The 21,814-nt window shown below is 72.4% G+C and carries 18 protein-coding genes; 12 read left to right on the forward strand and 6 right to left on the reverse strand.

Features of this window, described 5'->3' with window-relative positions; genetic code table 11:
* Positions 1-9: 9 nt before the first annotated feature.
* A complete protein-coding gene (locus ACGFQ9_RS05470) occupies positions 10-1,038 on the reverse strand; it encodes a hemolysin family protein (protein ID WP_393571429.1) in 1,029 nt (342 codons plus the stop codon).
* Positions 1,035-2,381, reverse strand: coding sequence for a hemolysin family protein (locus tag ACGFQ9_RS05475; protein WP_393571431.1), 1,347 nt, complete (start codon positions 2,379-2,381; stop codon positions 1,035-1,037). The genes ACGFQ9_RS05470 and ACGFQ9_RS05475 overlap by 4 nt, the downstream gene beginning before the upstream one ends.
* A 272-nt stretch (positions 2,382-2,653) precedes the next feature.
* Between ACGFQ9_RS05475 and ACGFQ9_RS05480 the strand changes: the two genes are divergently transcribed.
* Positions 2,654-3,931, forward strand: a complete 1,278-nt coding sequence (locus ACGFQ9_RS05480; RefSeq protein ID WP_393571869.1) for an SLC13 family permease — start codon at positions 2,654-2,656, stop codon at positions 3,929-3,931.
* Between the two features lie 65 nt (positions 3,932-3,996).
* Here the strand turns inward: ACGFQ9_RS05480 and ACGFQ9_RS05485 are convergent, their stop codons facing one another.
* Positions 3,997-4,620, reverse strand: a complete 624-nt coding sequence (locus ACGFQ9_RS05485; protein ID WP_393571433.1) for a TetR/AcrR family transcriptional regulator — start codon at positions 4,618-4,620, stop codon at positions 3,997-3,999.
* A gap of 187 nt (positions 4,621-4,807) precedes the next feature.
* Between ACGFQ9_RS05485 and ACGFQ9_RS05490 the strand changes: the two genes are divergently transcribed.
* From ACGFQ9_RS05490 to ACGFQ9_RS05505, 4 genes are all read left to right on the forward strand, one after another.
* Positions 4,808-6,463: an APC family permease gene (locus tag ACGFQ9_RS05490; RefSeq protein ID WP_393571434.1), complete on the forward strand. Its 1,656-nt coding sequence runs from the start codon at positions 4,808-4,810 to the stop codon at positions 6,461-6,463.
* Between the two features lie 296 nt (positions 6,464-6,759).
* Positions 6,760-8,406, forward strand: a complete 1,647-nt coding sequence (locus ACGFQ9_RS05495) for an AAA family ATPase (protein ID WP_393571871.1) — start codon at positions 6,760-6,762, stop codon at positions 8,404-8,406.
* A 324-nt stretch (positions 8,407-8,730) separates the two neighbouring features.
* The gene (locus ACGFQ9_RS05500; protein WP_393571436.1) at positions 8,731-10,686 is read left to right on the forward strand and encodes a serine/threonine-protein kinase; all 1,956 of its coding nucleotides are present in this window, start codon (positions 8,731-8,733) and stop codon (positions 10,684-10,686) included.
* Positions 10,687-10,796: 110 nt separating this feature from the next.
* Complete coding sequence (locus tag ACGFQ9_RS05505; RefSeq protein ID WP_393571438.1) at positions 10,797-11,252, forward strand: YbhB/YbcL family Raf kinase inhibitor-like protein; 456 nt, start codon at positions 10,797-10,799, stop codon at positions 11,250-11,252.
* Between the two features lie 31 nt (positions 11,253-11,283).
* On the opposite strand, the gene ACGFQ9_RS05510 is transcribed toward ACGFQ9_RS05505, so the two are convergent.
* Together ACGFQ9_RS05510 and ACGFQ9_RS05515 are read right to left on the reverse strand one after the other, a co-directional pair.
* Positions 11,284-12,471 carry an aromatic amino acid transaminase gene (locus ACGFQ9_RS05510; RefSeq protein WP_393571439.1) on the reverse strand — a complete coding sequence of 396 codons (1,188 nt, stop codon included), beginning with the start codon at positions 12,469-12,471 and terminating at the stop codon, positions 11,284-11,286.
* The gene (locus ACGFQ9_RS05515; RefSeq protein WP_393571440.1) at positions 12,464-13,447 is read right to left on the reverse strand and encodes a DMT family transporter; all 984 of its coding nucleotides are present in this window, start codon (positions 13,445-13,447) and stop codon (positions 12,464-12,466) included. The genes ACGFQ9_RS05510 and ACGFQ9_RS05515 overlap by 8 nt, the downstream gene beginning before the upstream one ends.
* A 264-nt stretch (positions 13,448-13,711) precedes the next feature.
* Here ACGFQ9_RS05515 and ACGFQ9_RS05520 point away from each other — a divergent pair, with 264 nt between their 5' ends.
* The 6 genes from ACGFQ9_RS05520 to ACGFQ9_RS05545 all read left to right on the forward strand — a co-directional run bounded on the left by ACGFQ9_RS05520 (position 13,712) and on the right by ACGFQ9_RS05545 (position 18,666).
* Positions 13,712-14,194, forward strand: a complete 483-nt coding sequence (locus ACGFQ9_RS05520; protein ID WP_393571442.1) for an Lrp/AsnC family transcriptional regulator — start codon at positions 13,712-13,714, stop codon at positions 14,192-14,194.
* A gap of 180 nt (positions 14,195-14,374) precedes the next feature.
* Positions 14,375-15,916 carry a sensor histidine kinase gene (locus ACGFQ9_RS05525; protein WP_393571444.1) on the forward strand — a complete coding sequence of 514 codons (1,542 nt, stop codon included), beginning with the start codon at positions 14,375-14,377 and terminating at the stop codon, positions 15,914-15,916.
* 35 nt (positions 15,917-15,951) lie between these two features.
* Positions 15,952-16,338, forward strand: a complete 387-nt coding sequence (locus ACGFQ9_RS05530; RefSeq protein WP_393571873.1) for a roadblock/LC7 domain-containing protein — start codon at positions 15,952-15,954, stop codon at positions 16,336-16,338.
* On the forward strand, positions 16,335-16,697 hold the full coding sequence (locus tag ACGFQ9_RS05535) for a DUF742 domain-containing protein (protein WP_393571446.1): 363 nt from the start codon (positions 16,335-16,337) through the stop codon (positions 16,695-16,697). The genes ACGFQ9_RS05530 and ACGFQ9_RS05535 overlap by 4 nt, the downstream gene beginning before the upstream one ends.
* The gene (locus tag ACGFQ9_RS05540; RefSeq protein WP_393571448.1) at positions 16,678-17,298 is read left to right on the forward strand and encodes an ATP/GTP-binding protein; all 621 of its coding nucleotides are present in this window, start codon (positions 16,678-16,680) and stop codon (positions 17,296-17,298) included. The genes ACGFQ9_RS05535 and ACGFQ9_RS05540 overlap by 20 nt, the downstream gene beginning before the upstream one ends.
* 273 nt (positions 17,299-17,571) lie before the next feature.
* The gene (locus ACGFQ9_RS05545; RefSeq protein ID WP_393571450.1) at positions 17,572-18,666 is read left to right on the forward strand and encodes a selina-4(15),7(11)-diene synthase; all 1,095 of its coding nucleotides are present in this window, start codon (positions 17,572-17,574) and stop codon (positions 18,664-18,666) included.
* 27 nt (positions 18,667-18,693) lie between these two features.
* Here ACGFQ9_RS05545 and ACGFQ9_RS05550 read toward each other — a convergent pair whose 3' ends face one another.
* Positions 18,694-20,052 (reverse strand): cytochrome P450, encoded by a 1,359-nt coding sequence (locus tag ACGFQ9_RS05550; protein WP_393571452.1) that lies wholly within the window; start codon positions 20,050-20,052, stop codon positions 18,694-18,696.
* Positions 20,053-20,320: 268 nt separating this feature from the next.
* On the opposite strand from ACGFQ9_RS05550, the gene ACGFQ9_RS05555 reads away from it, so the two are divergent.
* Complete coding sequence (locus ACGFQ9_RS05555; RefSeq protein ID WP_393571454.1) at positions 20,321-21,700, forward strand: cytochrome P450; 1,380 nt, start codon at positions 20,321-20,323, stop codon at positions 21,698-21,700.
* The last annotated feature ends 114 nt before the right edge of the window (positions 21,701-21,814 follow it).

Below are 21,814 nucleotides of genomic sequence, written 5' to 3' on the forward strand. Positions count from 1 at the left end.
GGCCTCCGGTCAGCGGCTGCCGGGGGTGGCGGCCTCGCCCACCAGTTCCTCCAGCACGTCCTCCATGGTCACGAAGCCGATCACCGTGCCCCGGGCGTCCGTGACGGCGGCGAGGTGCGTGCCCGCGGTGCGCATCGCGGTCATGGTGTCGTCCAGCGGGGTCGTCAGCGGCACCTCGGTGACCGTGTGCAGGGCGCTCCGCGGGAACGGGGCCGAGCGGTCCGCCGCACCCAGGGCGTCCTTGATGTGGAGGAAGCCCAGGATCGCGCCGCCGGGGCCGGTGACGACCAGACGGGAGAAGCCGTGTTCGGCGGCGACCCGCTCCAGCCGGCGCGGGGTCACGTCCCGGCCGACCGTCACGAACCGCTCGCGCGGGATCATGATCTCGCCGACGGTGCGGGTGCCGAGCTCCAGGGCGTCCTGGAGCCGCTCGCTGCCCTCGGGCCCGATCAGTCCGGCGTCCCGCGAGTCCTTGACCAGGCGGGCCAGTTCGTCGTCGGTGAAGACCGCGCCGACCTCGTCCTTCGGTTCCACCTTCAGCAGCCGCAGCAGGGCGTTGGCGAAGGCGTTGATGCCGAAGACCAGCGGGCGCAGCCCCCGGGTGAGCGCGACCAGCGGCGGCCCCAGCAGCAGAGCGGTCCGCGCCGGGGCGGCGAGCGCGATGTTCTTGGGGACCATCTCGCCGATCAGCATGTGCAGGTACGTGGCCAGGGCCAGCGCGATCACGAAGGCGATCGGGTGGATCAGCGCCTCGGGCACGCCGATCGAGGCGAACGGCGGTTCCAGCAGGTGTGCGATGGCCGGTTCGGCGACCGCGCCGAGGACCAGCGAGGAGACGGTGATGCCGAGCTGGGCGGTGGCCATCATCGCGGAGAGGTGTTCCAGACCCCACAGGGTGGTCCGCGCCCGCCGGTCGCCCTTGGCGGCGGCCGGTTCGATCTGGCTGCGGCGCACGGAGATCAGGGCGAACTCGGCCCCGACGAAGAAGGCGTTGCTCACCAGGGTCAGCGCGCCGATCAGCAACTGCACGGCGGTCATCGGTCCTCCTCCCCGGAAGCGTTCTCGTTCTCGTTGCCGGCGGCCGCGGGCGCGGTGACGCTCACCCGGTCGGCCCGGTGGTGGTCTATGACGAGCACGGTCAGTTCCCACGCGCCGACCGTGACCGTGTCCCCCTCGACGGGGATGCGTGCCAGTTCGGTCGCGATCAGGCCGGCCAGGGTCTCGTACGGGCCCTCCGGCGCGTCCAGGCCGATCGCGGCGAGCTGGTCCAGGCGGACGGAGCCGTCGGCCTGCCACACCCTGCGGCCCTCGTGCGAGGGGGCTTCGAGGAGGTCGGGGACCTCCAGCGGGTCGTGCTCGTCGCGGACCTCGCCGACGACCTCTTCGACGATGTCCTCCACGGTGGCGACACCGGCCGTGCCGCCGTACTCGTCGATCACCACGGCCATGGTGCGGGCCTTGCGGAGGCGTCCGAGCAGGGTGTCCACGGGGAGCGAGTGCGGGACGAGCAGCGGCTTTGTCATCAGACCGGTGACCGCGGTCAGGGCCCGCTTCTCCTCCTCCAGGGCCAGCACGTCACGGATGTGGACGGTGCCGATCACCTCGTCGAGGGTGTGCCGGTAGACGGGGAACCGGGAGGTGCCGGTGGCCAGGGCGAGGTTCGCGGCGTCCAGCGCGGTGGCGTGGGCCTCCAGGGCCCGCACGTCCACGCGGGGCGTCATCACGTTCTCCGCGGTCAGCTCGCCCAGGTGCAGGGTCTTCACGAACAGTTCGGCGGAGTCGGCGGCCATCGCGCCCTCGCGGGCCGAGTGCCGGGCGAGGGCGACCAGCTCCTCCGGGGTGCGGGCGGAGGCGAGCTCCTCTGCCGGCTCCAGTCCGAAGCGGCGCACCAGGCGGTTGGCGGTGTTGTTCAGGTGCCGGATCAGCGGCGCGAACACGGCGGTGAAGGCCCGCTGCGGGCCGGCCACGACCTTGGCCACGGCCAGCGGGTGGGAGATCGCCCAGTTCTTCGGGACCAGCTCGCCCACCACCATCAGCACGATGGTGGAGAGCGCCACGCCCAGCAGGGTCGCCACAGTGGAGACCGCCCCCTCGGACAGCCCCAGCGCAGTCAGCGGACCGTGCAGCAGCGCCGATACGGAGGGCTCGGCGAGCATGCCGATGACCAGCGAGGTCACCGTGATGCCGAGCTGGGCACCGGACAGCTGGAAGGTCAGCTTCCTGGCCGCCTTCAGGGCACTTTCGGCGCCGCGCTCACCGGCGGCGGCAGCCCGTACCAGCTCGCTGCGCTCGACCGTGGTCAGGGAGAACTCGGCGGCGACGAACACCGCGCACGCCAGCGTCAGCGCGAGCGCGAGGAGGAGCAGCAGGATCTCGGTCACCGTGCCACCCCCGTTCCCGGCTCAGCGACCCTCGGGGTCTGCGGGCAGGACGTGGCACGGCAGGGACTGGGAGGTTCACCCATTGCGGGGCGCTGCTCCATTCGTTTCTCGGCGGGCCCCGCAGGGCCCGGAAGGCTATTTGGTTACGCACAGTATCCGACCGCAAGGGTAAAGGGCAAGTAAATTCATGCTCCGCTCCGACCGGGTGAGATCCTGTGCGGGGGTCGCGGCCGCTGTCCGGCCCGGTCGGGTTCCATCGCCGGGAGTGCGTGCTGAGTACCGTCATAGCCGAGTCGCTGTCGCTTGCCCTGCTGCTCTGCGTGCTCGCGTTCGCCGTCGTGCGCCCGCGCGGGCTGCCGGAGGCCGTGGCCGCCGTGCCGGCCGCCGGGCTGCTGGTGGCGCTCGGGGTGATCTCCCCGCGGGACGCGTGGGAGCAGGCCGCCGACCTGATGCCGGTGGTCGCCTTCCTCGCCGTGATCCTGGTGCTGGCCCGGCTCTGCGCCGACGACGGCCTGTTCCGGGCGGCCGGAGCGGTGGTGGCCCGGCGGTGCGGGCGCAGTCCGGACACCCTGCTGGGCGGGGTCTTCGCCGTGGCCGCCGTCATCACCGCCGTGCTGAGCCTGGACGCGACGGTGGTCCTGCTGACCCCGGTGGTCTACGCGACCGCCGCCCGGCTGGGCGCCGCACCCCGGCCGCACGTCCACGCGACCGCCCACCTCGCGAACTCGGCCTCCCTGCTCCTGCCGGTGTCCAACCTCACCAACCTGCTGGCCTTCACCGCGAGCGGGCTGTCCTTCACCCGGTTCGCGGCGCTCATGGCGCTGCCCTGGGCGGCCGCGATCGGCGTGGAGTACCTCGTCTTCCGCCGCTTCTTCCGCGCCGACCTGGCCAAGCCGGCGGGCGGCGTGGAGCAGGGGGTGGTCCCGGCCGGGGAGGAGGACGGCGTCCGGGTGTCCCGCTTCACCGTGGTCGTGCTCGTCCTGACCCTGGCCGGGTTCGCCGCCGCCTCCTTCGCCGGAGCGAGCCCGGCCTGGGCCGCGCTGGCCGGCACGCTGGTCCTGGCCGTCCGCGCGCTGCTGCGGCGCCGTACGACGGCCGGGCGGCTGGCCGCCTCCGCCGCGCCGGGCTTCTGCCTGTTCGTGCTGGCGCTGGGGATCGTCGTACGGGCGGTCGTCGACCACGGCCTCGGCACCGCCCTGGCGGGCGTACTGCCGGACGGCGGCTCGCTTCCGGCGCTGCTGGCCGTCGCCGGGACCGCCGCCCTGCTGGCCAACCTGATCAACAACCTGCCGGCGGTCCTCGCGCTGCTGCCGCTCGTCGCCCCGGCCGGACCCGGCCCGGTGCTGGCGGTCCTGATCGGGGTGAACATCGGTCCGAACCTGACCTACGCCGGCTCGCTCGCCACCCTGCTGTGGCGGCGCATCGTGCACGCCCACGACGACCGGGTGTCCCTGGGGGAGTTCACCCGCCTCGGACTCCTGACCACGCCGGCCGCCCTCGCGGCCGCCGTCGCGGCACTGTGGTGCGGCCTGTCCTTGACCGGGACCTGACCGGGGCCTGGCCGGGGACCCGACCGGGACCTGGCCGGGGACCGGACCGGGTCCGGTCGCCCGCCTCAGGAGGAGGCCAGGCCGCGCATCAGGAGGCGGAGGCCGAGGTCGAAGCCCCGGGCGTCCAGCCCGTCCAGACCGCCCGGGCGGTCGTCGGCGGCCTCCAGAGACGCGGCCAGGTCCGGATAGTGCGGGAGGTAGTCGGCGGGGGAGCGGGTGAAGCCGGCCGTGAAGGTCTCCAGCGCCGAGCCCAGCACGAGGTTGTCCAGGGCGGCGGCGGCCTCGGCGGCCTCCGCCGGCGTGCAGCCGGCCCGGACCAGCGCCCCCAGCAGGGCGTCGTAGCCGCGCAGCGCCTTGTCGGAGGAGACCCGGTGGCGGGCGACCAGCGGGATCATGTGCGGGTACCGGAGGTAGACGCGGCGGTACCCGTGGGCGTACGCGGCGATGCCGTCCGGGCCGCCCGGGTCGGTCAGCGGACCCAGGTCGATCTCGTCGTTGATCAGCTCCGCGACCGCGTCGAGCAGGTCCTCCTTGGACGCCACGTGGTGATACAGGGAGGCGCCGCGCACGCCAAGCCGGTCGGCGATCGTCCGCATCTTCAGGGCCTCCAGGCCCTGTTCGTCCAGCAGCTCCAGGGCCGCGCGGGCGATGATCGCGCGGCTGAGCAGGGTCTGGCTCGGCCGTGCCATCCGTGACTCCTCCGTGACTCTCCGCGTCCGGCGGGCCGCTTGTCCGCCGGAGCTGCAGGTTACCTGCCGGAAACGCTTCACAAGCCCGTGGGTCCCCCGCTACATTCCAGCCACCTCGTTTACCTAACGCGGTTAGATTTAGCGCTCGCGGGACCGGAGACGGCCCGGAGCGCCCGGTGAGGTGATCATGAACAACACGCCGAACGGCCGGCCCCCGGCCGGCCCGCCCGATCCGGTGCTGCAGCCGGCCCCGGCCCCGGCCCCGGCCCCGGCCCCGGCCGACGCGGACGCGGACGCCGCCCGGCTCCGCGACCTCGGCTACCGCCAGGAACTCCGCCGCAGCCTGGGCATCCTCGGCAACATCTCGATGGGCTTCGCGGTGGTCTCACCGGTGGTTGCCCTCTACGCCGTCTCCATGGTGGGGACCACGGTCGCGGGCCCGCTCTGGGTGTGGGCCCTGCCGCTGGTGCTCGCCGGACAGTGCCTGGTGGTCAACGTCTACGCCGAGCTGACCTCGCAGTGGCCGCTGGCCGGCGGCCCGTACCAGTGGGGCCGGCGGCTGCTGGGCCCGGCGTTCGGCTGGCTGAGCGGCTGGGTGTGGCAGTTCGCCGTCATGTTCGGCAACACCACGGTCGCCTACCTCGCGGCACCCTGGGTGTACGCCCTGGTGGGGGCCACTCCCACACCGGGCGGCCTGGTCGCCGTCGCCGTCGGCATCCTGCTCGCCTGCATGCTGGTGAACGCGTACGGCATCACCCTGCTGCGCTGGTTCGTCTCGCTCGGGATAGCGGCCGAGGCCGTCGCGTCCGTGCTGGTGGGCCTGGTCCTGCTGCTGTTCTTCCGGGAGCACGGCTTCCCGCTGTTCACCGAGACCCTCGGCGCCGAGGCCCTGTCCGGAGGTTCCACCGTCCTCGGCTTCCTCGCCGCGGTCGCCGTCGCCGGATGGGCCTTCATCGGCTTCGACGCCTGCGTCTCCACCGCGGAGGAGACCAAGGACGCCGGCCGTCAGGTGCCGCGCGCCATGTGGTGGGCCCTGCTCAGCGTCGGACTGGTCGTCATCCTCAACGCGATGGCCGTGGCCCTCGCCCACCCGAAGCCCGAGGACGTGGTGGCCGGCCAGGACATCGACCCGGTGACCACGGCGGTGGTGCACGCCTTCGGCGGCTGGTCCGACAAGCCCTTCGTGGTCGTGGTGCTGGTCGGCTTCCTCGCCTGCGCGATGGCCTCCCAGGGCGGTGCCGCCCGCGGGCTGTTCTCGCTGGCCCGCGACGGGGTCTTCCCCTTCTCCCGGCAGGTCCGCAAGGTCAACCGGCGCCAGGCCCCCATCGGCGGGCTGGTCGCCTCCACCCTCATCAGCGGCAGCGCCCTGGCCCTGGGCCTGAACGCCACCGCCATCGGCAGCCTGATCTCCTTCGGCACCGCGGCCACCTACCTTCCCTTCTTCCTCGTCTCGCTCGCCGCGCTGGTGGCCCGGCTGCGCGGGACCTGGGTGCCGTCCGGGCACATCAGGCAGGGCCGCAAGGGCACCGTCCTCAACGTCCTCGCCGTGGCCTGGACCGCCTTCGAGGTGGTCAACGTCTGCTGGCCGCGCACGATCCTCGCGCCGCCCGGCGCCCCCTGGTACCAGGTGTGGGCCGCCCTGCTGGGCACGGGCGTGGTGCTGGGCACGGGTCTGGTCTACCTGATCGCCCGCCGCCCGCACGAGAAGCTCCGCGAGGGCGACCGGGCCGCCGCCGGGCCGGTCGTCGTGCCGGTCGTGGGGAGAGGCGCCGACACGGCCGTCACCACGGCCGCCCCCGAGGCTCCGGAGACCGCCGCCGTCCCGGCCTCCGAGCGCCCCTGAGACGCGGCCGGCGCCGCGCGGCCCGCGGTGCCGGCCCGGCCTCCGGTCGCGGTCCTGGGAGTGGGCCTACGTCAACGCATTCCACGTGTCCTCCGGCGACATGACCGCCAACGCCTTTCAGCGGTATCCGGACGGCAGCTCTGAGGTATCACTTGCAGGGCGTGAGGAGAAGAGCGCTTCGTGTGGGCGCATCATGTGGTCAATCGACAGCAGGGGAGGTCTGGGTGCCGGGTCCATCCGTTTCACGGCGTTCGATCAGGAAGTGCGAACAGGCATGGCTCCACGGGGTTTCGCAACTGGCGGCAGGCAATCGAGCAGCCGCAGCCGACGCCTTCCATGCAGCTGTCGGGTATGACCCCCACGCTGCTGACGCGTGGCTTGGGCTCCATGCCGTGGGGCAACTCCAGGACCAGGCCATCGAAGCGATGCACGCCCAAGCGCACTCGTTCGGTGCCATGCGTGCCAAGCTCCACAGGACGCTGTCCTCGCGGTTCCAGATCGGGAGTTACGTATCCTTCCGGCTGGCGAACAGCCGTGACTTATGGCTCGCGAGGGCGGCACAGCTGCTGGACCAGGGGCAAGTCGACCGAGCGTGGAGCAACATGCTCTGCCAGGCTGTGCTCGACTGCGATGAAACCCGTTTCGTCTGTACTCGATACGCTTTCCTCGACAGGCACTGGCCACTCGTTCTGTCTTTCGCCGAAGGTATTCGGGACCCCTTCATGCGGGACGAGTCGCAGCTCTATGTTGCGACCGCCCTCATCGCTCAAGGAGTCTTCCACGAGGCGCTCAATGTGCTGGATTCGCTGCCGCAGGCGCTTGGGGACCAGGCTCATTTTCTGGGGGAAACCGCTTATCTGCGAGGACGCGCATATGAAGAGCTCGGCCGTGCCGAGGACGCCCTGAAGCAGTTCCAGACAGCGTTCCGGTACAGTCCCACCCTCGCCGATGTGGCCGAGCGGGCGAAGGCGACGGCTCCGGCCACTTCTCAAGTCCCTGCTCGGGGAACTGCGTCTTCCGGGCAGCGGATGGGCGACTCCTCCGACGTCACACCCGGCGAAGAGGAGCGGTCGGCGCTGTTGGGCGAGGCGCTGGCCGAGCTGGACGGGATGGTGGGTCTCGCCCCTGTGAAACGCCAGGTCCGCAGTCTGTCGGCGCAGCTCCGGATGGCTGCAGTCCGCAGGGGGCAAGGACTGGCTGCGGCGCCGACGCCCCACCACCTGGTGTTCGCCGGGCCGCCTGGCACGGGCAAGACCACCGTTGCCCGCATTGTCGGGAAGGTCTTCGCCGGGCTCGGCCTGCTGGCACGAGGCCACGTCGTTGAGGCCCAGCGCGTCGACCTCGTGGGACAGCACCTCGGGGAGACGGCCGTCAAGACGACCAAGATCATTGACGAGGCGTTGGACGGCGTCCTCTTCATCGACGAGGCGTACGCGCTGTCCAACAGCGGCTACGTGGGGGGTGACGCCTTCGGTGATGAGGCCCTCCAGGTACTCCTCAAGCGGGCAGAGGACGATCGGCACAGGCTCGTCGTGGTGCTGGCGGGGTATCCGGACGAGATCGCCGAGCTCCTGTCCGCGAACCCCGGCCTCGCCTCCCGGTTCAATACGCGAGTGGATTTCCCGTCGTATTCTGCCGATGAGCTCGTTCTGATCGCGGAATCGCTCCTTGACCGTCAAGGAGACGTCCTCGCGGAGGATGCCGCAATCACGTTGAGGGTTTCGTGCGACCTTGCCGTTTCCGGTGGGGTGATCGACCGTCTCGGAAACGGCCGCTTTGCGCGCGAGTTCATGCGAAAGGCGGCTGCTGCGCGAGACCTGCGGATCTACGATCTCCATGGAAGTTCCGGAATGCCGTCACAGTCGGAGGTGACTACCCTCCTCGCCGGTGACGTCATGGACGCATATCAGGAGCTCACTGCGGGCATTCCGCCCGAGGCGTAGCCGAGGCGTACCGGTGTCATGGAGGCGGGCCGAGGCGCGACCTGCCTCTCGGCCCGCCGACCGGTCGAACGCGGTGGACGACCCAGCCGCACGGACGTGCCCGGCGGTTCCCTGGGCTTCGCCGGGCTGTTCCCGGGCCGTGGGGTCGTCGGCACACCGACGCGCGTCCTGGCCTTGGCGGCGGGATCCACTGCGTCACGCAGCACGTGCCCGCCCTGTCCTGAACCCGGCCCGAGGAAGGTGGCGAGGGGCGAGGGGGCCGTTCCGGAGCGGGCCGGGACGGCCCTATACGATCTCAACTTCGAGATCACCAAGGGGGAACGGATGCCCAACGCCGAAGACGCCGTACTGAGCCCACTCGGGCCGAACGATCCACAGGAGATAGCCGGTTACCGGCTGCTCGCCCGGATCGGCGAGGGCGGCATGGGATCCGTCTACCTTTCCCGGACCCGGGGCAACCAGCCGGTCGCGCTGAAGGTCATCCGCCGCGAGTTCGCGCAGGAGTCCGACTTCCGCGCCCGCTTCGAGCACGAGGTACAGGCGGCCCGCCGCGTGCAGGGCTACCACATCGTGCCGGTCCTCGACCACGACACCAGCGGCGAACAGCCCTGGCTGGCCACCGCGTTCGTGCCGGGCCTGGCCCTGGACACCGCCCTCGCCGCGCACGGACCGCTGCCGCTCCCGGCCGTGTTCCAGCTGATCGGCTGCACCGCGCAGGCGCTGCACTCCGTGCACGCCGCCTCGGTGATCCACCGGGACCTCAAGCCCAGCAACATCCTGCTCGGCCAGAACGGCCCCTTCGTCATCGACTTCGGCATCGCCCGGGCCACCGACACCACCCAGCTCACGCGCAGCGGCGGCTTCATCGGCACCCCGCAGTACATGTCGCCCGAGCACGCCCTGGGCCGGCAGGTCACCGCCGCCACGGACATCTTCGCGCTCGGCCTGATCGCCGCCGTCACCGCCACCGGCCGCCACCCGTACGGTGACGGGGGCGGGATCTCGATCGCCGCCTCCATCGCCAACACCCCCCAGCAGGCGCCCGACTTGAGCGGCTACCCGGACGAGCTCCGGCCGCTGCTGGAGCGCTGCCTGGCGGCAGACCCCGCGGCGCGCCCCGGACCGGCCGAACTGGCCGAGTGGTGCCAGCGGTCCGCGGGCCGCCAACTGCGCGACTTCAATGACTGGTTGCCCGCCCCGCTCGCGCAGGCCATCGCCCGGCGCGAGCAGCTCGCCCAGACTCCGCCCCCGCCCGCACACTCCCCGGACCGGGCGTCCGCGGCCCCGGCTCCGCCGGCCTACGCGCCCGCCCAGACGCCGCAGCCCCAGGCCCCGCCGGCCTACGCGCCCACCCAGGCGCCGCAGCCCCAGGCTCCGCCCGCGTACGCGCCCACCCAGGCCCCGCAGGCCCAGCCCGCGCCCGCGTACGTACCGACGCAGGCCGCGCCCGCCCCGGCCCCGTCGCCGTACGCCGCCACCCAGGCCCCGACCGGCACGGCCCACCCGGCGTACGCGCCCACGCAGGGGCCGGGCAGCGGCCCGTACCCGGGGGCCATGCCGTACGCGGCGCCCACGGTGTCCGCCGCGCCCGCTCCCGCGGCCCCGGCGGGCGGTGGCGGCCGCAGCAAGGTGCCGCTGATCGTGGGCGCCGGAGTCCTGGTGCTCGCCCTGGCGGCGGGCGGGACCTGGTACGTCACCCGCGGCGACGACGAGGGCGGCAAGCGCACCGAGGCCACCGGCACCGGCGGCAAGGCCGCGGAGCCGGCCAAGAACACCCCGTCCGGGACCCCGACGGCGAGCGGCGGGGCGAAGCCGTCGGGCTCGTCGGCGTCCGCGTCCCCGGCCGCCCCCGCCTACACGGTCGTCTTCAAGAACAAGTCGCTGAAGCTGCTGGCGCCCCGCTCGTTCGGTGATTACAACGACGTCGACCTCGACTTCCCGAAGGTCGCGCCGTACATGCAGGGCATCAAGAGCGGCGACCGGGAAATGCAGATGGCCTACGACGGCGTGAAGTCCGACACCCCGTTCGGCAAGAGCAAGGGCTCCACCCCGGAGGAGTGCGAGACGGGTGCAGCCACCAACCCGATCCCGAACAAGCTCGGCGAGGCCGACGTCACCGGGGCGGGCCCCCAGATCGCCAAGGACGACCTGCTGTGCACCGTCACCTCCGAGGGCAACCTCGCCATGGTGAAGATCGTGAGTGTCGAACAGTCGACCGACACCCGGTACACCGTGCCGACCTACCACACCGAGGTCACCCTCTGGACGCGTAAGAAGTAGGCCGGGGTCCGGTACTCCGGTAGCCCGGCCGGGTCGGTCCACAGGCGCGATCGGGTGTTCTGCCCGGCCACCGGGTGGGCCGTGCCCGCCGGCCGGGTAGGGCGCCGACCGTGACGACGATCGAACTCAGCAGCACCGCGTTCGCCGACGGGCAGGCGATCCCGCGCCGCCACAGCCGGGAGGGCGACGAGGTCTCGCCCCCGCTGACCTGGTCCGCGCCGCCGGACGGGACAGCGGAACTGGTCCTGCTGTGCGAGGACCCCGACGCGCCCAGCGGTACCTTCCTCCACTGGCTGGTCACCGGGATCGCCCCCGACACCGCCGGCCTCGCGGAGGGCGGCACGGCACCCGGCGGCGAGCCGCGCCCCAACGGCTTCGGGGACATCGGCTGGGGCGGCCCCATGCCCCCGACGGGGCACGGGCCGCACCGCTACTTCTTCCGGCTGTACGCGGTGTCCGAGCCGCTCCCGCTGCCCGGCCGGGCGAAGACGGAGGACGTCCACCGGGCGCTGGAGGGCCGGAAGCTGGCCGAGGGCACCCTGATGGGCACCTACGAGCGCCGCTGAGGGCGGCTCTGCGACGCGGGCCGCGGGCCGGTCAGCCGCCGCTGACGGCCGCGATGCCCCGGGCCAGGCAGGGGATCCGCTCCGCCTGGATCCCCGCGATGTTGATGCGGCCGGTGGTGGTGCCGTAGATCGCGAACTCCCCGCGCAGCCGCAGCATCTGCTCCTCGCCCAGCGGCAGCGTGGAGAACATGCCCTGCTGGCCCGCGAGGACCGCCGCCAGGGCCGGCCTGCCGAGGTCGGCCAGCCGGGTGGTCAGGTCCGCCCGGTTGGCGCGGATCCGGTCCCGCATGGTGTCGAGTTCCGCCTGCCAGGACGCGCGCAGGACATCGTCCTCCAGGATGGTCGCGACGATGGCCGCGCCGTGCTCCGGCGGCATCGAGTACAGGGTGCGGGCGGCGTTCTGCAGGGCCGTGTCCACGTGGCGGAGCGCCCGCGCGGACGGGCTCAGCACGATGGCGCAGCCGGTGCGGTCGGCGTAGAGGCCGAAGTTCTTGGAGCAGCTCACCGCGATCAGCAGCTCCGGGAGCCGCTCGGCCAGCATCCGGGTGGGCGCGAGGTCGGCCTCCAGGCCGTCGCCGAGCCCGTGGTACGCCAGGTCGACCAGCGGGACCCAGCCGTTCCGGCCGGCCAGGTCGGCGAGGTCCGCCCAGGTCCGCCCGGACGGGTCGACCCCGGTCGGGTTGTGGCAGCAGCCCTGGAGCAGCACGACCTCGTCGCGGCCCGCCTGTCCCAGGTCCTCCAGCATGCCCGCCGCGTCGTGGTGCCCGTCGGCCCCCACCCAGCGGTACGTACGCACCCGCAGGCCGGCCGCCTCCATGATCGGGCGGTGGTTGACGTAGGCGGGGTCGCTGATCCAGACGGTGGTGCCGGGGCGGGTGTGCCGCACCAGGTCGGCGAGCAGCCGCAGGGCGCCGGTGCCGGCGACGGTCTGTATCGCGGTCGCCCGGTCCGCCGGGGTGCCGCCGGCACCGAGCACGGTACGCAGCATCGCGCGGTTGAAGGCGGTGTTGCCGGACAGGCCCCGGTACTCCTTGGACGCGGACCGGTCCGCCAGCACGATCTCGGCCTCGCGGACCGCACGCATCACGGGCGTGGTGCCCGCCTCGTCGCGGTACACCCCGAGGACCAGGTTCAGCCGCTCGGGGCGGTCGTCGGCACCGTACGCCGCGGTCAGCTCCCACAGCGGGTCTACGGGCGGTGCGGGGAGCAGCTCAAGCATCGGTGGGGACCTCGGTTCGCGTGACGGGGCTTTTCGCAGGGCGGGTGGCGGAACGGTTGGCGAGCAGGACGCCCGCGGTGATGACGGGGACGCCGAGGGCGACGGCGAGGGTGGGGGCCTCGTCCAGCAGCGGGATGGCCAGCAGGACGACGAGCACCGGGCTGAGGGTGCCGATCACGGCGCTGCGCTGCGCCCCGAGCCGGCGGATCGCGAAGGCGTAGAGCAGCCCGGCGCACAGGCCGACGCCCAGGCCCTGGACCAGGGTGAAGAGGAGGATGTCGGAGGCCGTCGCACCGCCGAGCGAGGTGGGCAGCGCCCCGGTGGCCACCAGGAGCGCGATCACCAGGAAGGAGGGGACGCACAGCAGGCCGATCGACCCGACCGGGTCGAGGGACACCTCCTGGAGTCCGACCGTGTACAGCGCCCACAGGCCGCCGGCCAGCAGCAGCATCCCGGAGCCGGCCAGGACGTCGCTGTCGACGGGGACGACGTAGCGCCAGACCAGGGCGAGCACGCCGGCGGCGATCAGCGTCAGGCCGGCGGCCCGGGTGCCGCGGGGCAGCCCGTGCCCGCGGGCCGCCATCAGGGCGGAGACGAACAGCGGGACCACGCCGGGCACGATCGAGCCGACGAAGGCCGCGGAGGTCAGGGAGCCGCCGTACATGGCGGCCAGGAAGAAGGGCACCCCGGCGCCGCAGGCGATCTTCAGGGCCGGGCCGGGGCGCACGGCGGCGATCTGGCGGCGGCGCCGCCAGAGGGCCGGGGCGAGCAGCAGCGGGGGCAGTCCGAAGCGGATCAGGGCCGCGTCGGCGGGCTGGAGGGTGGAGGAGGACAGGGCCCGGGCGCTCAGTGCGAACGCGGCCCAGATCATCACGGTCAGCACCAGGGCCAGCAGGCCGGCCGTCTGCGGGGACGGCCCGCGGCGGCCCGCCGGCGGCGCCGCGGATGCTCCCGTCGCAGCCGTCGCAGCCGTCACAGCGGGTTCAACCGTCTCCGCTGTCGCCGCGGCACTCCGCCGCCTGCTCGTCTTCGTGGGCACCGCGTCCCTCCCCGATCTCTCTTGAGGTCATACGTTTCCGGACACCTCCGGAAGCCGTACGGGCGCGGTCCCGCGCCTGTACGCAACGCTAGGCCCTGGGCCGGGGCAGCCGATTGCCAGTTCTGCCGCTGGAACATACGTTTGGGGCAGGATCTGCCAAAGAGTGGCCGGGAAACGGCCCGTACCGGCCCGGGAGTGCCCATGGACGCCGTAGACCTCCAGATCATCCGCGAGCTGCAGACGGACGGCCGGCTGAGCAACCAGGACCTCGCCGACCGGGTCCGCCTCTCCCCGTCGCCGTGTCTGCGCCGGGTCCGCCGACTGGAGGAGTCGGGTCTGATCCGCGGCTACACCGCGATGATCGACCAGGTCGCCTACGGGCTGCCGATCACCGTGTTCGTGCGGATCCGGCTGGAGAGGCACACGGCCGAGGCCGTCGCCGCCTTCGAGGCGCACGTGGCCGTGATCGAGCACATCCAGGACTGCTATCTGATGGCGGGCAGCAGTGACTACCTGCTGCGCGTGGTGATCGAGAGCCTGGAGGCGTACGAGGCCCTGGTGCGGACCCGCATCCATGCCATTCCGGGCATCTCGTCGATCGAGTCGAGCTTCGCCTTCGGCAGTGTGAAGCAGTCCCGCACCTATCCCGCCCCGACGCCCCCCGCCCGCTCCCGAGCCCGGTGAGTACCGGTCTGCCCGTCTCGCGGACTATCGGCTGATCGATCAGTTTCGGCCAACTGGCGTGAGCAGAGCATCCGTAGGCGTCTCGATTTCGTGACCGGCTGTCAAGTCCCCTGCAGGGAACCGCTAAGCTTCCGGGCCGTTGTCCAATGATCATTCGCTTTCGATCGTTTGAGGGTTCTGATGGTTCGAGTGGGATCGTCGCCCGGAAGCCCTGGGTCCACCTCAACTGCCCTGTGGGCGCTGCCCGCGGTGGTGACGGCAGTGGCGGCCGCGGTCACCGCGCTGGCGGTGTCCGCCCCGGCCCGGACCCCGGTCGGCTGGGTGGGCGCTGCGGCCTTCGTCTCCGTGGCGCTGATCTGTGCCGCCGCCGCCCGGGTTGACCGGCTCAACGCGGAGTTGAGGGCCAGGGCGGAGGGCCAGGCCGAGGCGCTGGCGCGGCAGGAGGCGGAGACCGCGCGGCTCGCCCAGGTGCTGCTGCCCGACGTCGTGGCGCGTCTGCGCAAGGGCGAGTTCCCCGAGGACGTGCTGGCCTCCCTGCAGGCCGGCGACGTCTACGGGCCGGGCCTCACGCCGGAGTTCCGGGCGGCGCACCTCGCGGTGCTGCGCTCCGTCCTCGACGCCGTGGTCGCCGAAGAGGACCTGCGCGACTCGGCGCAGCGCGCATTCGTCAACATCGCCCGTCGTGTTCAGGCCATTGTTCACCAGCAGGCCCAGGAACTCCGGGAGATGGAGGACCGGCACGGCCGGTCCCCGAGCGTCTTCGGCGACCTGCTGCGCCTCGACCACGGAACCGCGCTGATCGGACGGCTCGCCGACTCCATCGCCGTGCTCGGCGGCGCCCGCCCCGGCCGCCAGTGGAACCGGGCCGTGCCGCTGTACAGCGTGCTGCGCGGTGCGATGTCGCGGATCATCGACTACCAGCGCGTCGAGCTGCACTCGGTCTCCCAGGTCGCCGTGGTCGGACCCGCCGTCGAGCCGCTCATCCACGCGCTCGCCGAGCTCCTCGACAACGCCACCCGCTACTCCCCGCCGCAGACCAAGGTCCACGTGACCGCGGTGGACGTGAACTCGGGCATAGCCGTCGAGATCGAGGACGGCGGCCTGAGCATGAGCGAGGAGGCCCGGGCCCGCGCCGAGCGCATGCTCCGCGAGGCGCAGCAGGGCATCGACCTCAACGACCTCGGTGAGACCCCGCGCCTCGGCCTCGCGGTCGTCGGACGCCTCGCCCAGGCGTACGACTTCAAGGTCTCGCTGCGCTCTTCGGCGTACGGCGGTGTCCGCGCCGTCCTCGTCATCCCGCAGGGGCTGATCACCACGGCCGCGTCCGCGACCGGTGTCGCCCACGGCATCGGCACCTCCTCCGGGCCCCGCGCGGCCATCCCGCCGGCCGAGCCCGCGGCCGGGACGGCACCCCGGCCGGCCACCGGGCCCACCCGCAGCCCCGCTCCGGCGGAGGCGGACGACGAGGTCCCCTTCGTGACCGAACGGACCCCCAACGGGCTTCCGCAGCGCCGCCGCAAGAACCGTGTGGCGCTGCCGGAGGAGCCCTACCAGGCCGCTGCCGCCCTTCCGGAGCAGGCAGCAGCCGAACCCGCACCCCAGGTCCAGCCCGGCATGTGGCTGGCCGCCTTCCAGAGCGGCCTGTCAGGGGACAGCCAGGCGGGTGCGAGCCACCACACCGAAACCTCGCCGTCCACGGCGAGCAAGGGAGAACAGCCGTGAGTCAGCAGCAGAAGCACCAGACCAGCCCGACCAACATGGACTGGATGCTCAAGGACCTGGCCGAGAGCGTCCCGCAGACCCGCCACGTCATCGTGCTCTCCGCCGACGGCCTGCGCATGGCCCAGTACGGCGCCGAGACCGACACCGCCGACCGGCTCGCCGCCGCCTGTGCCGGTCTGCAGAGCCTCGCCGGTGCGGTGGCCTCCGAACTCCCGCACAGCAGCGGCCGGATGCGGCTCGTGGTGATCGAGATGGACGGAGGCTTCTTCTACCTGATGGCGGCCGGCGCCGGGGCCTACCTCGCCGTCCTCGCCAACGAGGGCGTCGACGCCGGACTGATGGGCCAGCGGATGCGCGACCTGGTGGCCCGAATCGGATCACATCTGAGCAGCCCGCCGCGCGACGACAGGCAGCCCGCGTGAGTGACGCGGGCCGGAACTGGGACGAGGGCGGCCCCGAGCGGCTCTACGTCATCACCGGCGGTCGCAGCGAGCCCTTACAACCCACCACCACCCTCGACCTGGTCACCCTGATCGTGGCCAAGTCGGGGCCCAAGCCGGGCATGCAGCCGGAACACGCGGCGATCATGCGGCTGTGCCAGGCGCCGCTTTCGGTGGCCGAGGTCTCCGCGTACCTCGGCCTGCCCGTGAGCGCGGCGACCGTACTGCTCGACGACCTGCTCGTCGCGCAGCAGGTGCTCGCCCGTGCGCCCGTAGCCCGGGCCCAACTTCCCGACCTGGCACTGATTGAGGCAGTGATCGATGGACTTCGTAAACTCTGAGCTGCCCGCGGGTCCGCGGTGCGAGGACGAACTGCCGGCCACGGCCGCCGCGGCCGTCAAGGTGGTCATCGTCGGTGGCTTCGGGGTCGGCAAGACCACCCTGGTCGGTTCGGTGAGCGAGATCCGTCCGCTCACCACCGAGGAGACGATGACCCAGGCCGGGGTCGGTGTCGATGACACCGCCGGGGTGGAACGCAAGACCTCCACCACCGTGGCCATGGACTTCGGCCGCATCAGCATCAACGAGGAGCTGGTGCTGTACCTCTTCGGCACCCCCGGCCAGCAGCGCTTCTGGTTCCTGTGGCGCGGCCTCTTCGAGGGCGCCCTGGGGGCCGTGGTGATGGTGGACACCCGCCGCCTGGAGGTCAGCTTCGACGTGATCGGCCGCCTGGAGGAACGCGGCGTGCCGTTCGTCGTCGCCGTCAACTCCTTCCCGGACGCACCGCAGTACCCGCTGGACGAGCTGCGCGCCGCCCTCGACCTGCCCGCGTCCGTGCCGATGGTCGTCTGCGACGCCCGGCACCGGGAGTCCAGCCGCGACGTCCTGCTGACGCTGATGCGGTACCTGCACTCCCTCGCCGTGGCCCCGCAGGTCTCCTGACGCGATCTCAGGACCGCCCGCCCCGCCCCGAGCGGCCTCCGCGCCGCGAAGGGCGGGACGGGGTGTGCGGGCACACCCGCACATGTCAACTACCTGAAATTCAGGGGAAGTTGTTCGTCCGTATGAGGCGGCTGTGCGGATCTGGTCAGATTGCCCCACTGGCCGGGCGCTCTTCTGTACCGCATGATCACGACTCGATGTGTGCGTACGGGTGCGCACGGTCGCGCGAACGGAGCGCGGATCTGGCAGCCCGCGACAGAGGAGACCCCACTCGTGACAGTCATCCCCCCACTCTTCTCCCCCATACCGACGGCGATCCATCCGAGCCACGCCGAGGTCGACAGACAGACGGCAGCCTGGGCGGAGGCGCACGAGATCGGGTCCGCCGAACTGCGCCGACGGCTCGTCCGGCACGAGATCGGCGTCTTCGCGGCGCGGATCCTGCCCCACGGCCGCGAGGAAGTCGTCCGGATGCTGGCGGACTTCGTGCTGTGGCTGTTCGGGGTAGACGACGGGTACTGCGAGGAGAGCAACCTCGGACAGCGCCCGGGTGATCTTGCAGGAACGTTGCACCGCCTGCTGCGCGTCGCTCAGAACCCCGAACTCCCGATGCTGGACGGCGACCCGCTGGCGAGCGGTCTGCGCGACCTCCGGCTCCGCGTCGACGCGTACGGCACGGACAGCCAGGCCGTACGCTGGGTCGCGTGCCTGCGCGAGTACGCCTTCTCGGTGGTCTGGGAGGCGTCCCACCGGCGGGCCGGCACCGTGCCCAGCCTGACGGACTACACGCTGATGCGACTGTACGACGGGGCGACCACGGTCATCTTCCCGATGCTGGAGATGGGCCACGACTACGAGCTCGAATCCCATGAGCGGGACCACCCCGCCGTACGGGCGGCGGAGGAGATGGCGTCGTTCGTGATCACGTGGGACAACGACATCCTCTCCGACCACAAGGAGCGTTCGGCGGGGGGCTACTACCTCAACGTGCTGCGTGTGCTGGAGACCGACGGGTTCAGCCACGGGGAGGCCATGGTCCGGGCCGTCGCCCAGCGCGACCTGGTGCTGGGCGCGTTCGTCCGCCTGACCGACCGGCTCGCCCAGGAGGGCAGCCCGCGGATCCGCCAGTACGTGGCCGGCCTGCGCAGCTTCATCCGCGGATCGCAGGACTGGGGCATCAGCTCCGTCCGGTACACCACGCCCGACGACCCGGCCGGACTCCCCACGTCTTTCTCGGAGACCGTCACCGGCGACAGCCTGGCGGTCCTGGACATCGAGGCGGTCGCCTGGTGGTGGGACCTGGTGCCGGACGGACCGTCCCCGGCAGGCTCCGGCCCGCGGCTCGGCGGGCTGATCGGCGCCCGCTGAGCCACGGGCGGCACCCGCCCGTCGGGGTCACCCCCGGGCGGTCACCGTCATCGGAATGGAGTCGGCGTGCGCGACGGCTGACGCGACCTCCTGCGGCGTGTGCCCGGCGACCGGGACCAGCTGCCACTGCCGGAGGATCGTCGCGATGGCGATGGTGGCCTCCGTCCACACGAACTGGTCGCCGATGCACTTCCGGTTCCCGGCGCCGAAGGGGACGTAGGCGCGGCGGCCCGGCCCGGCCGCCTGCCGCTCGGGCAGCCACCGGTCCGGGTCGAACCGGTCGGCGTGCTCGTACACCCCAGGATCGCGGTGCAGTGCGTACAGGCTGAACGCGACCTCGGTGCCGGGCGGCATGGTGACCCCGCCCAGGTGCACGGTCTCGGTGGTCCGCCGCATCAGAAGGGTGACGCCGTGGAGCCGGATCACCTCGTCGATGACCCGCCGTATGCCCTGCAGCCGGGGCACGTGGTGCGCGGCCACCGGGCCGTCGCCCACGACCTCGCCGATCTCCGCGAGGACGGCCGCCTCCACGTCGGGACGGGCCGCCAGTTCGTGGAAGGTCCAGGCGAGGGTGGCGGCCGTGGTCTCGGCGCCGGCGAAGAGGATGGTGGACAGCTCGTCGCGCACCGCCTCGTCCGACAGGCCGGCGCCGCTCTCGGGGTCCTGCGCGGCCAGCAGCAGGGACAACAGGTCGTCGTGGTCCGCCGGGCCGGCCGAGCGGGACGTGGTGATCACCTCGTCGATGACAGCGCGCAGACTGGCAGCGGCGCGGTCGAAGGCGCGGTTGGCGTGTATCGGCAGCCGGTCCAGGGCCTTCGGGGAGGCCGCGCGCACCAGCAGGTTGGTGAGCAGCACCGGCAGGTGCTGCCGTACGGCGTCGACGGCGGGCCGGCCGATGTCGGTGGAGAACAGGGTGCGGGCCAGGGTCTCCACGGCGTATCCGGCCATGGCGGGTTCCAGGTCGATGACGTCGCCGGGTGCCCAGGAGTCGGCGAGGGCCTGGGCGTTGCTGCTCATGATCTCGGAATAGCCCACGATGCGTTCGCGGGAGAACATCGGCTGGATCAGTCTCCTGTGGCGCCGGTGCAACTCGCCGTCCGAGTTCGCGAGTCCGTTGCCGGCGAGCGGCTTCAGCCGGTCGAAGAAGCGGCCCTTCTCGAACGAACCCGCCTGGCGGACCGTCACTTCGTGGACCAGGTCCGGCGTGGTCACCACGTACATCGGCATCGTGCCGAGGTTCACGCGCACCAGGTCGCCGTACTGCCGCAAGGAGGAGAGGAACGGCAGCGGGTTGCGCCACAGGGCGAGGGCGTGACCGAGGAGCGGGACGGCTCCCGGCACCCGCGGAACGGACGTGAGGGGGCGCAGCTCGGCGACTGACGTCATGGTGGGGTTCCTCTCCGGGGGGACTCTGCGGGACAGGATCTCCTGCCCGGAGGTAAACGGAACCGACGCCCCCGAAGAAATCGATCGCCGGCCGGACGTCAAGATCGTTCCTGGCCAAGTGCGGCCCGGAGGCGGCGCGGTTGGGCCTCTCCCCGTGCGTCGCCCGGCACGGAGCCGCCGGTAAGCTGCGCGGTGCCGAACCATCGTTACTCCCTGTGCGGGCCCACCCCCGAAGCCGTGCGGAGCCCGCAACCTGTCCGGAGGACCTGTGACCACCCCACCCCCCGACTCCACCCACTCCGCCCGAACCGCTGCGCCCGGCTGCCCGATGCACGCCGCGGGCGGCGGCGGAGTACGCCAGCTGTACGGGGCCGAGGCGGAATCCCAGCCGTACGCCCTGTACGAGCAACTGCGCGCCGAGCACGGGACCGTCGCCCCCGTCCTGCTGTACGGGGACGTGCCGGCCTGGCTGGTCCTGGGACACCGGGAGAACCTCGACGTGATGCGCTCGCGCCTGTTCTCCTCCGACTCGCGGCACTGGCACGCGATGCGGGACGGCACGCTTCCGCCGGACTCGCCGCTCCTGCCCATCACCGCGTGGCAGCCGCTGGTGGCACTGACCGACGGAGCCGAGCACGCCCGCCTGCGGCGCGCCGTCACCGAGAGCTTCGGCCGGGTGAACCGGCACCGGATGCGCCGCAGCCTCTCCCGCTACGCCACCCGCCTCGTCGACGAGTTCGTCGGGCGGGGCCAGGCCGATCTCGTGGCCGACTTCGCCCGGAAGCTGCCGGCGCTGGTCATGGCCCAGCAGCTCGGCATCCGGGAGGCCGACGCCCTGCCCGTGGGGAGGGCGGTGGCCGACATGCTCAGCGGCACCGAAGCCGCCCTCGCCGGAAACCAGCTGGTCACCGATATCGTCCGCGAGCTGGTGGAACGCAAGAGGCTGGAGCCGGGGGACGACCTCACCAGCTGGCTGCTGGTCCACCCGTCCGGGCTGACCGACGAGGAGGTGGGCGAGCACCTGCGCCTGGTGCTCGTCGGCTCGCTGGAGCCCACGTCCAACCTGATCGCCAACACGCTGCGCATGGTCCTGACCGACGAGCGGTTCCGCGGCAACCTCTCGGGCGGCCAGATGACCCTCCCGGACGCGCTGGAACAGGTGCTGTGGGACCACCCGCCGCTCGCCGTGGTCCCCACCCGCTGGGCGACTGCGAACACCACGATCGGCAGCACCCCGATCCGGGCCGGGGACATGGTGATGCTCGGTATCGCCGCCGGAAACGTCGACCCGGGCATCCGCCCCGACGGGCGGCCCATGCACGGCAACCGGTCCCACCTGGCCTTCGGCGCCGGCGCGCACGAATGCCCGGGCCAGGACCTCGGCCGGGCCATCGCCGACACCGGCATCGAGCTGCTCATGGAACGCATCCCCGACATCCGACTCGCCATCGTCGACGCGGAGTTGCAGGTCGTGGGCTCGTGGATGTCGCGGCGGCTCACGGGCCTGCCCGTCGTCTTCACCCCGCAACGGCAGACGGCACGGCCGGTGGCGGCTCCCGTGCAGCGTGCGGAGGAGCCCTTCCTGCCCGCTCCCGAAGCCGAGCCCGCCGCGGAGCGGCCCCGCGCGAGGTGGTGGCGCCGCGGGTGACCCCTCGGGGCGGGCCGTCGTCGGCCCGGCGGATGCCCGGCCGCGACCGGCCATACACCCGCCGGGCCGGGTCTCCCGCCCAGGGCCGGGTGTCCCGGATCGGGCCGGGTGTCC

The organism is Streptomyces sp. NPDC048603, from assembly GCF_043199475.1.
GTDB lineage: Bacteria > Actinomycetota > Actinomycetes > Streptomycetales > Streptomycetaceae > Streptomyces.

Bases quoted from the DNA above. Each gene is read 5' to 3' on its own strand.
- ACGFQ9_RS05485 (WP_393571433.1), bottom strand. From the start codon at position 4,620: ATGGCACGGCCGAGCCAGACCCTGCTCAGCCGCGCGATCATCGCCCGC.
- ACGFQ9_RS05530 (WP_393571873.1), top strand. From the start codon at position 15,952: ATGGACTGGATGCTCAAGGACCTGGCCGAGAGCGTCCCGCAGACCCGC.
- ACGFQ9_RS05470 (WP_393571429.1), bottom strand. From the start codon at position 1,038: ATGACCGCCGTGCAGTTGCTGATCGGCGCGCTGACCCTGGTGAGCAAC.
- ACGFQ9_RS05510 (WP_393571439.1), bottom strand. From the start codon at position 12,471: ATGCTTGAGCTGCTCCCCGCACCGCCCGTAGACCCGCTGTGGGAGCTG.
- ACGFQ9_RS05540 (WP_393571448.1), top strand. From the start codon at position 16,678: ATGGACTTCGTAAACTCTGAGCTGCCCGCGGGTCCGCGGTGCGAGGAC.
- ACGFQ9_RS05490 (WP_393571434.1), top strand. From the start codon at position 4,808: ATGAACAACACGCCGAACGGCCGGCCCCCGGCCGGCCCGCCCGATCCG.
- ACGFQ9_RS05525 (WP_393571444.1), top strand. From the start codon at position 14,375: ATGGTTCGAGTGGGATCGTCGCCCGGAAGCCCTGGGTCCACCTCAACT.
- ACGFQ9_RS05520 (WP_393571442.1), top strand. From the start codon at position 13,712: ATGGACGCCGTAGACCTCCAGATCATCCGCGAGCTGCAGACGGACGGC.
- ACGFQ9_RS05550 (WP_393571452.1), bottom strand. From the start codon at position 20,052: ATGACGTCAGTCGCCGAGCTGCGCCCCCTCACGTCCGTTCCGCGGGTG.
- ACGFQ9_RS05500 (WP_393571436.1), top strand. From the start codon at position 8,731: ATGCCCAACGCCGAAGACGCCGTACTGAGCCCACTCGGGCCGAACGAT.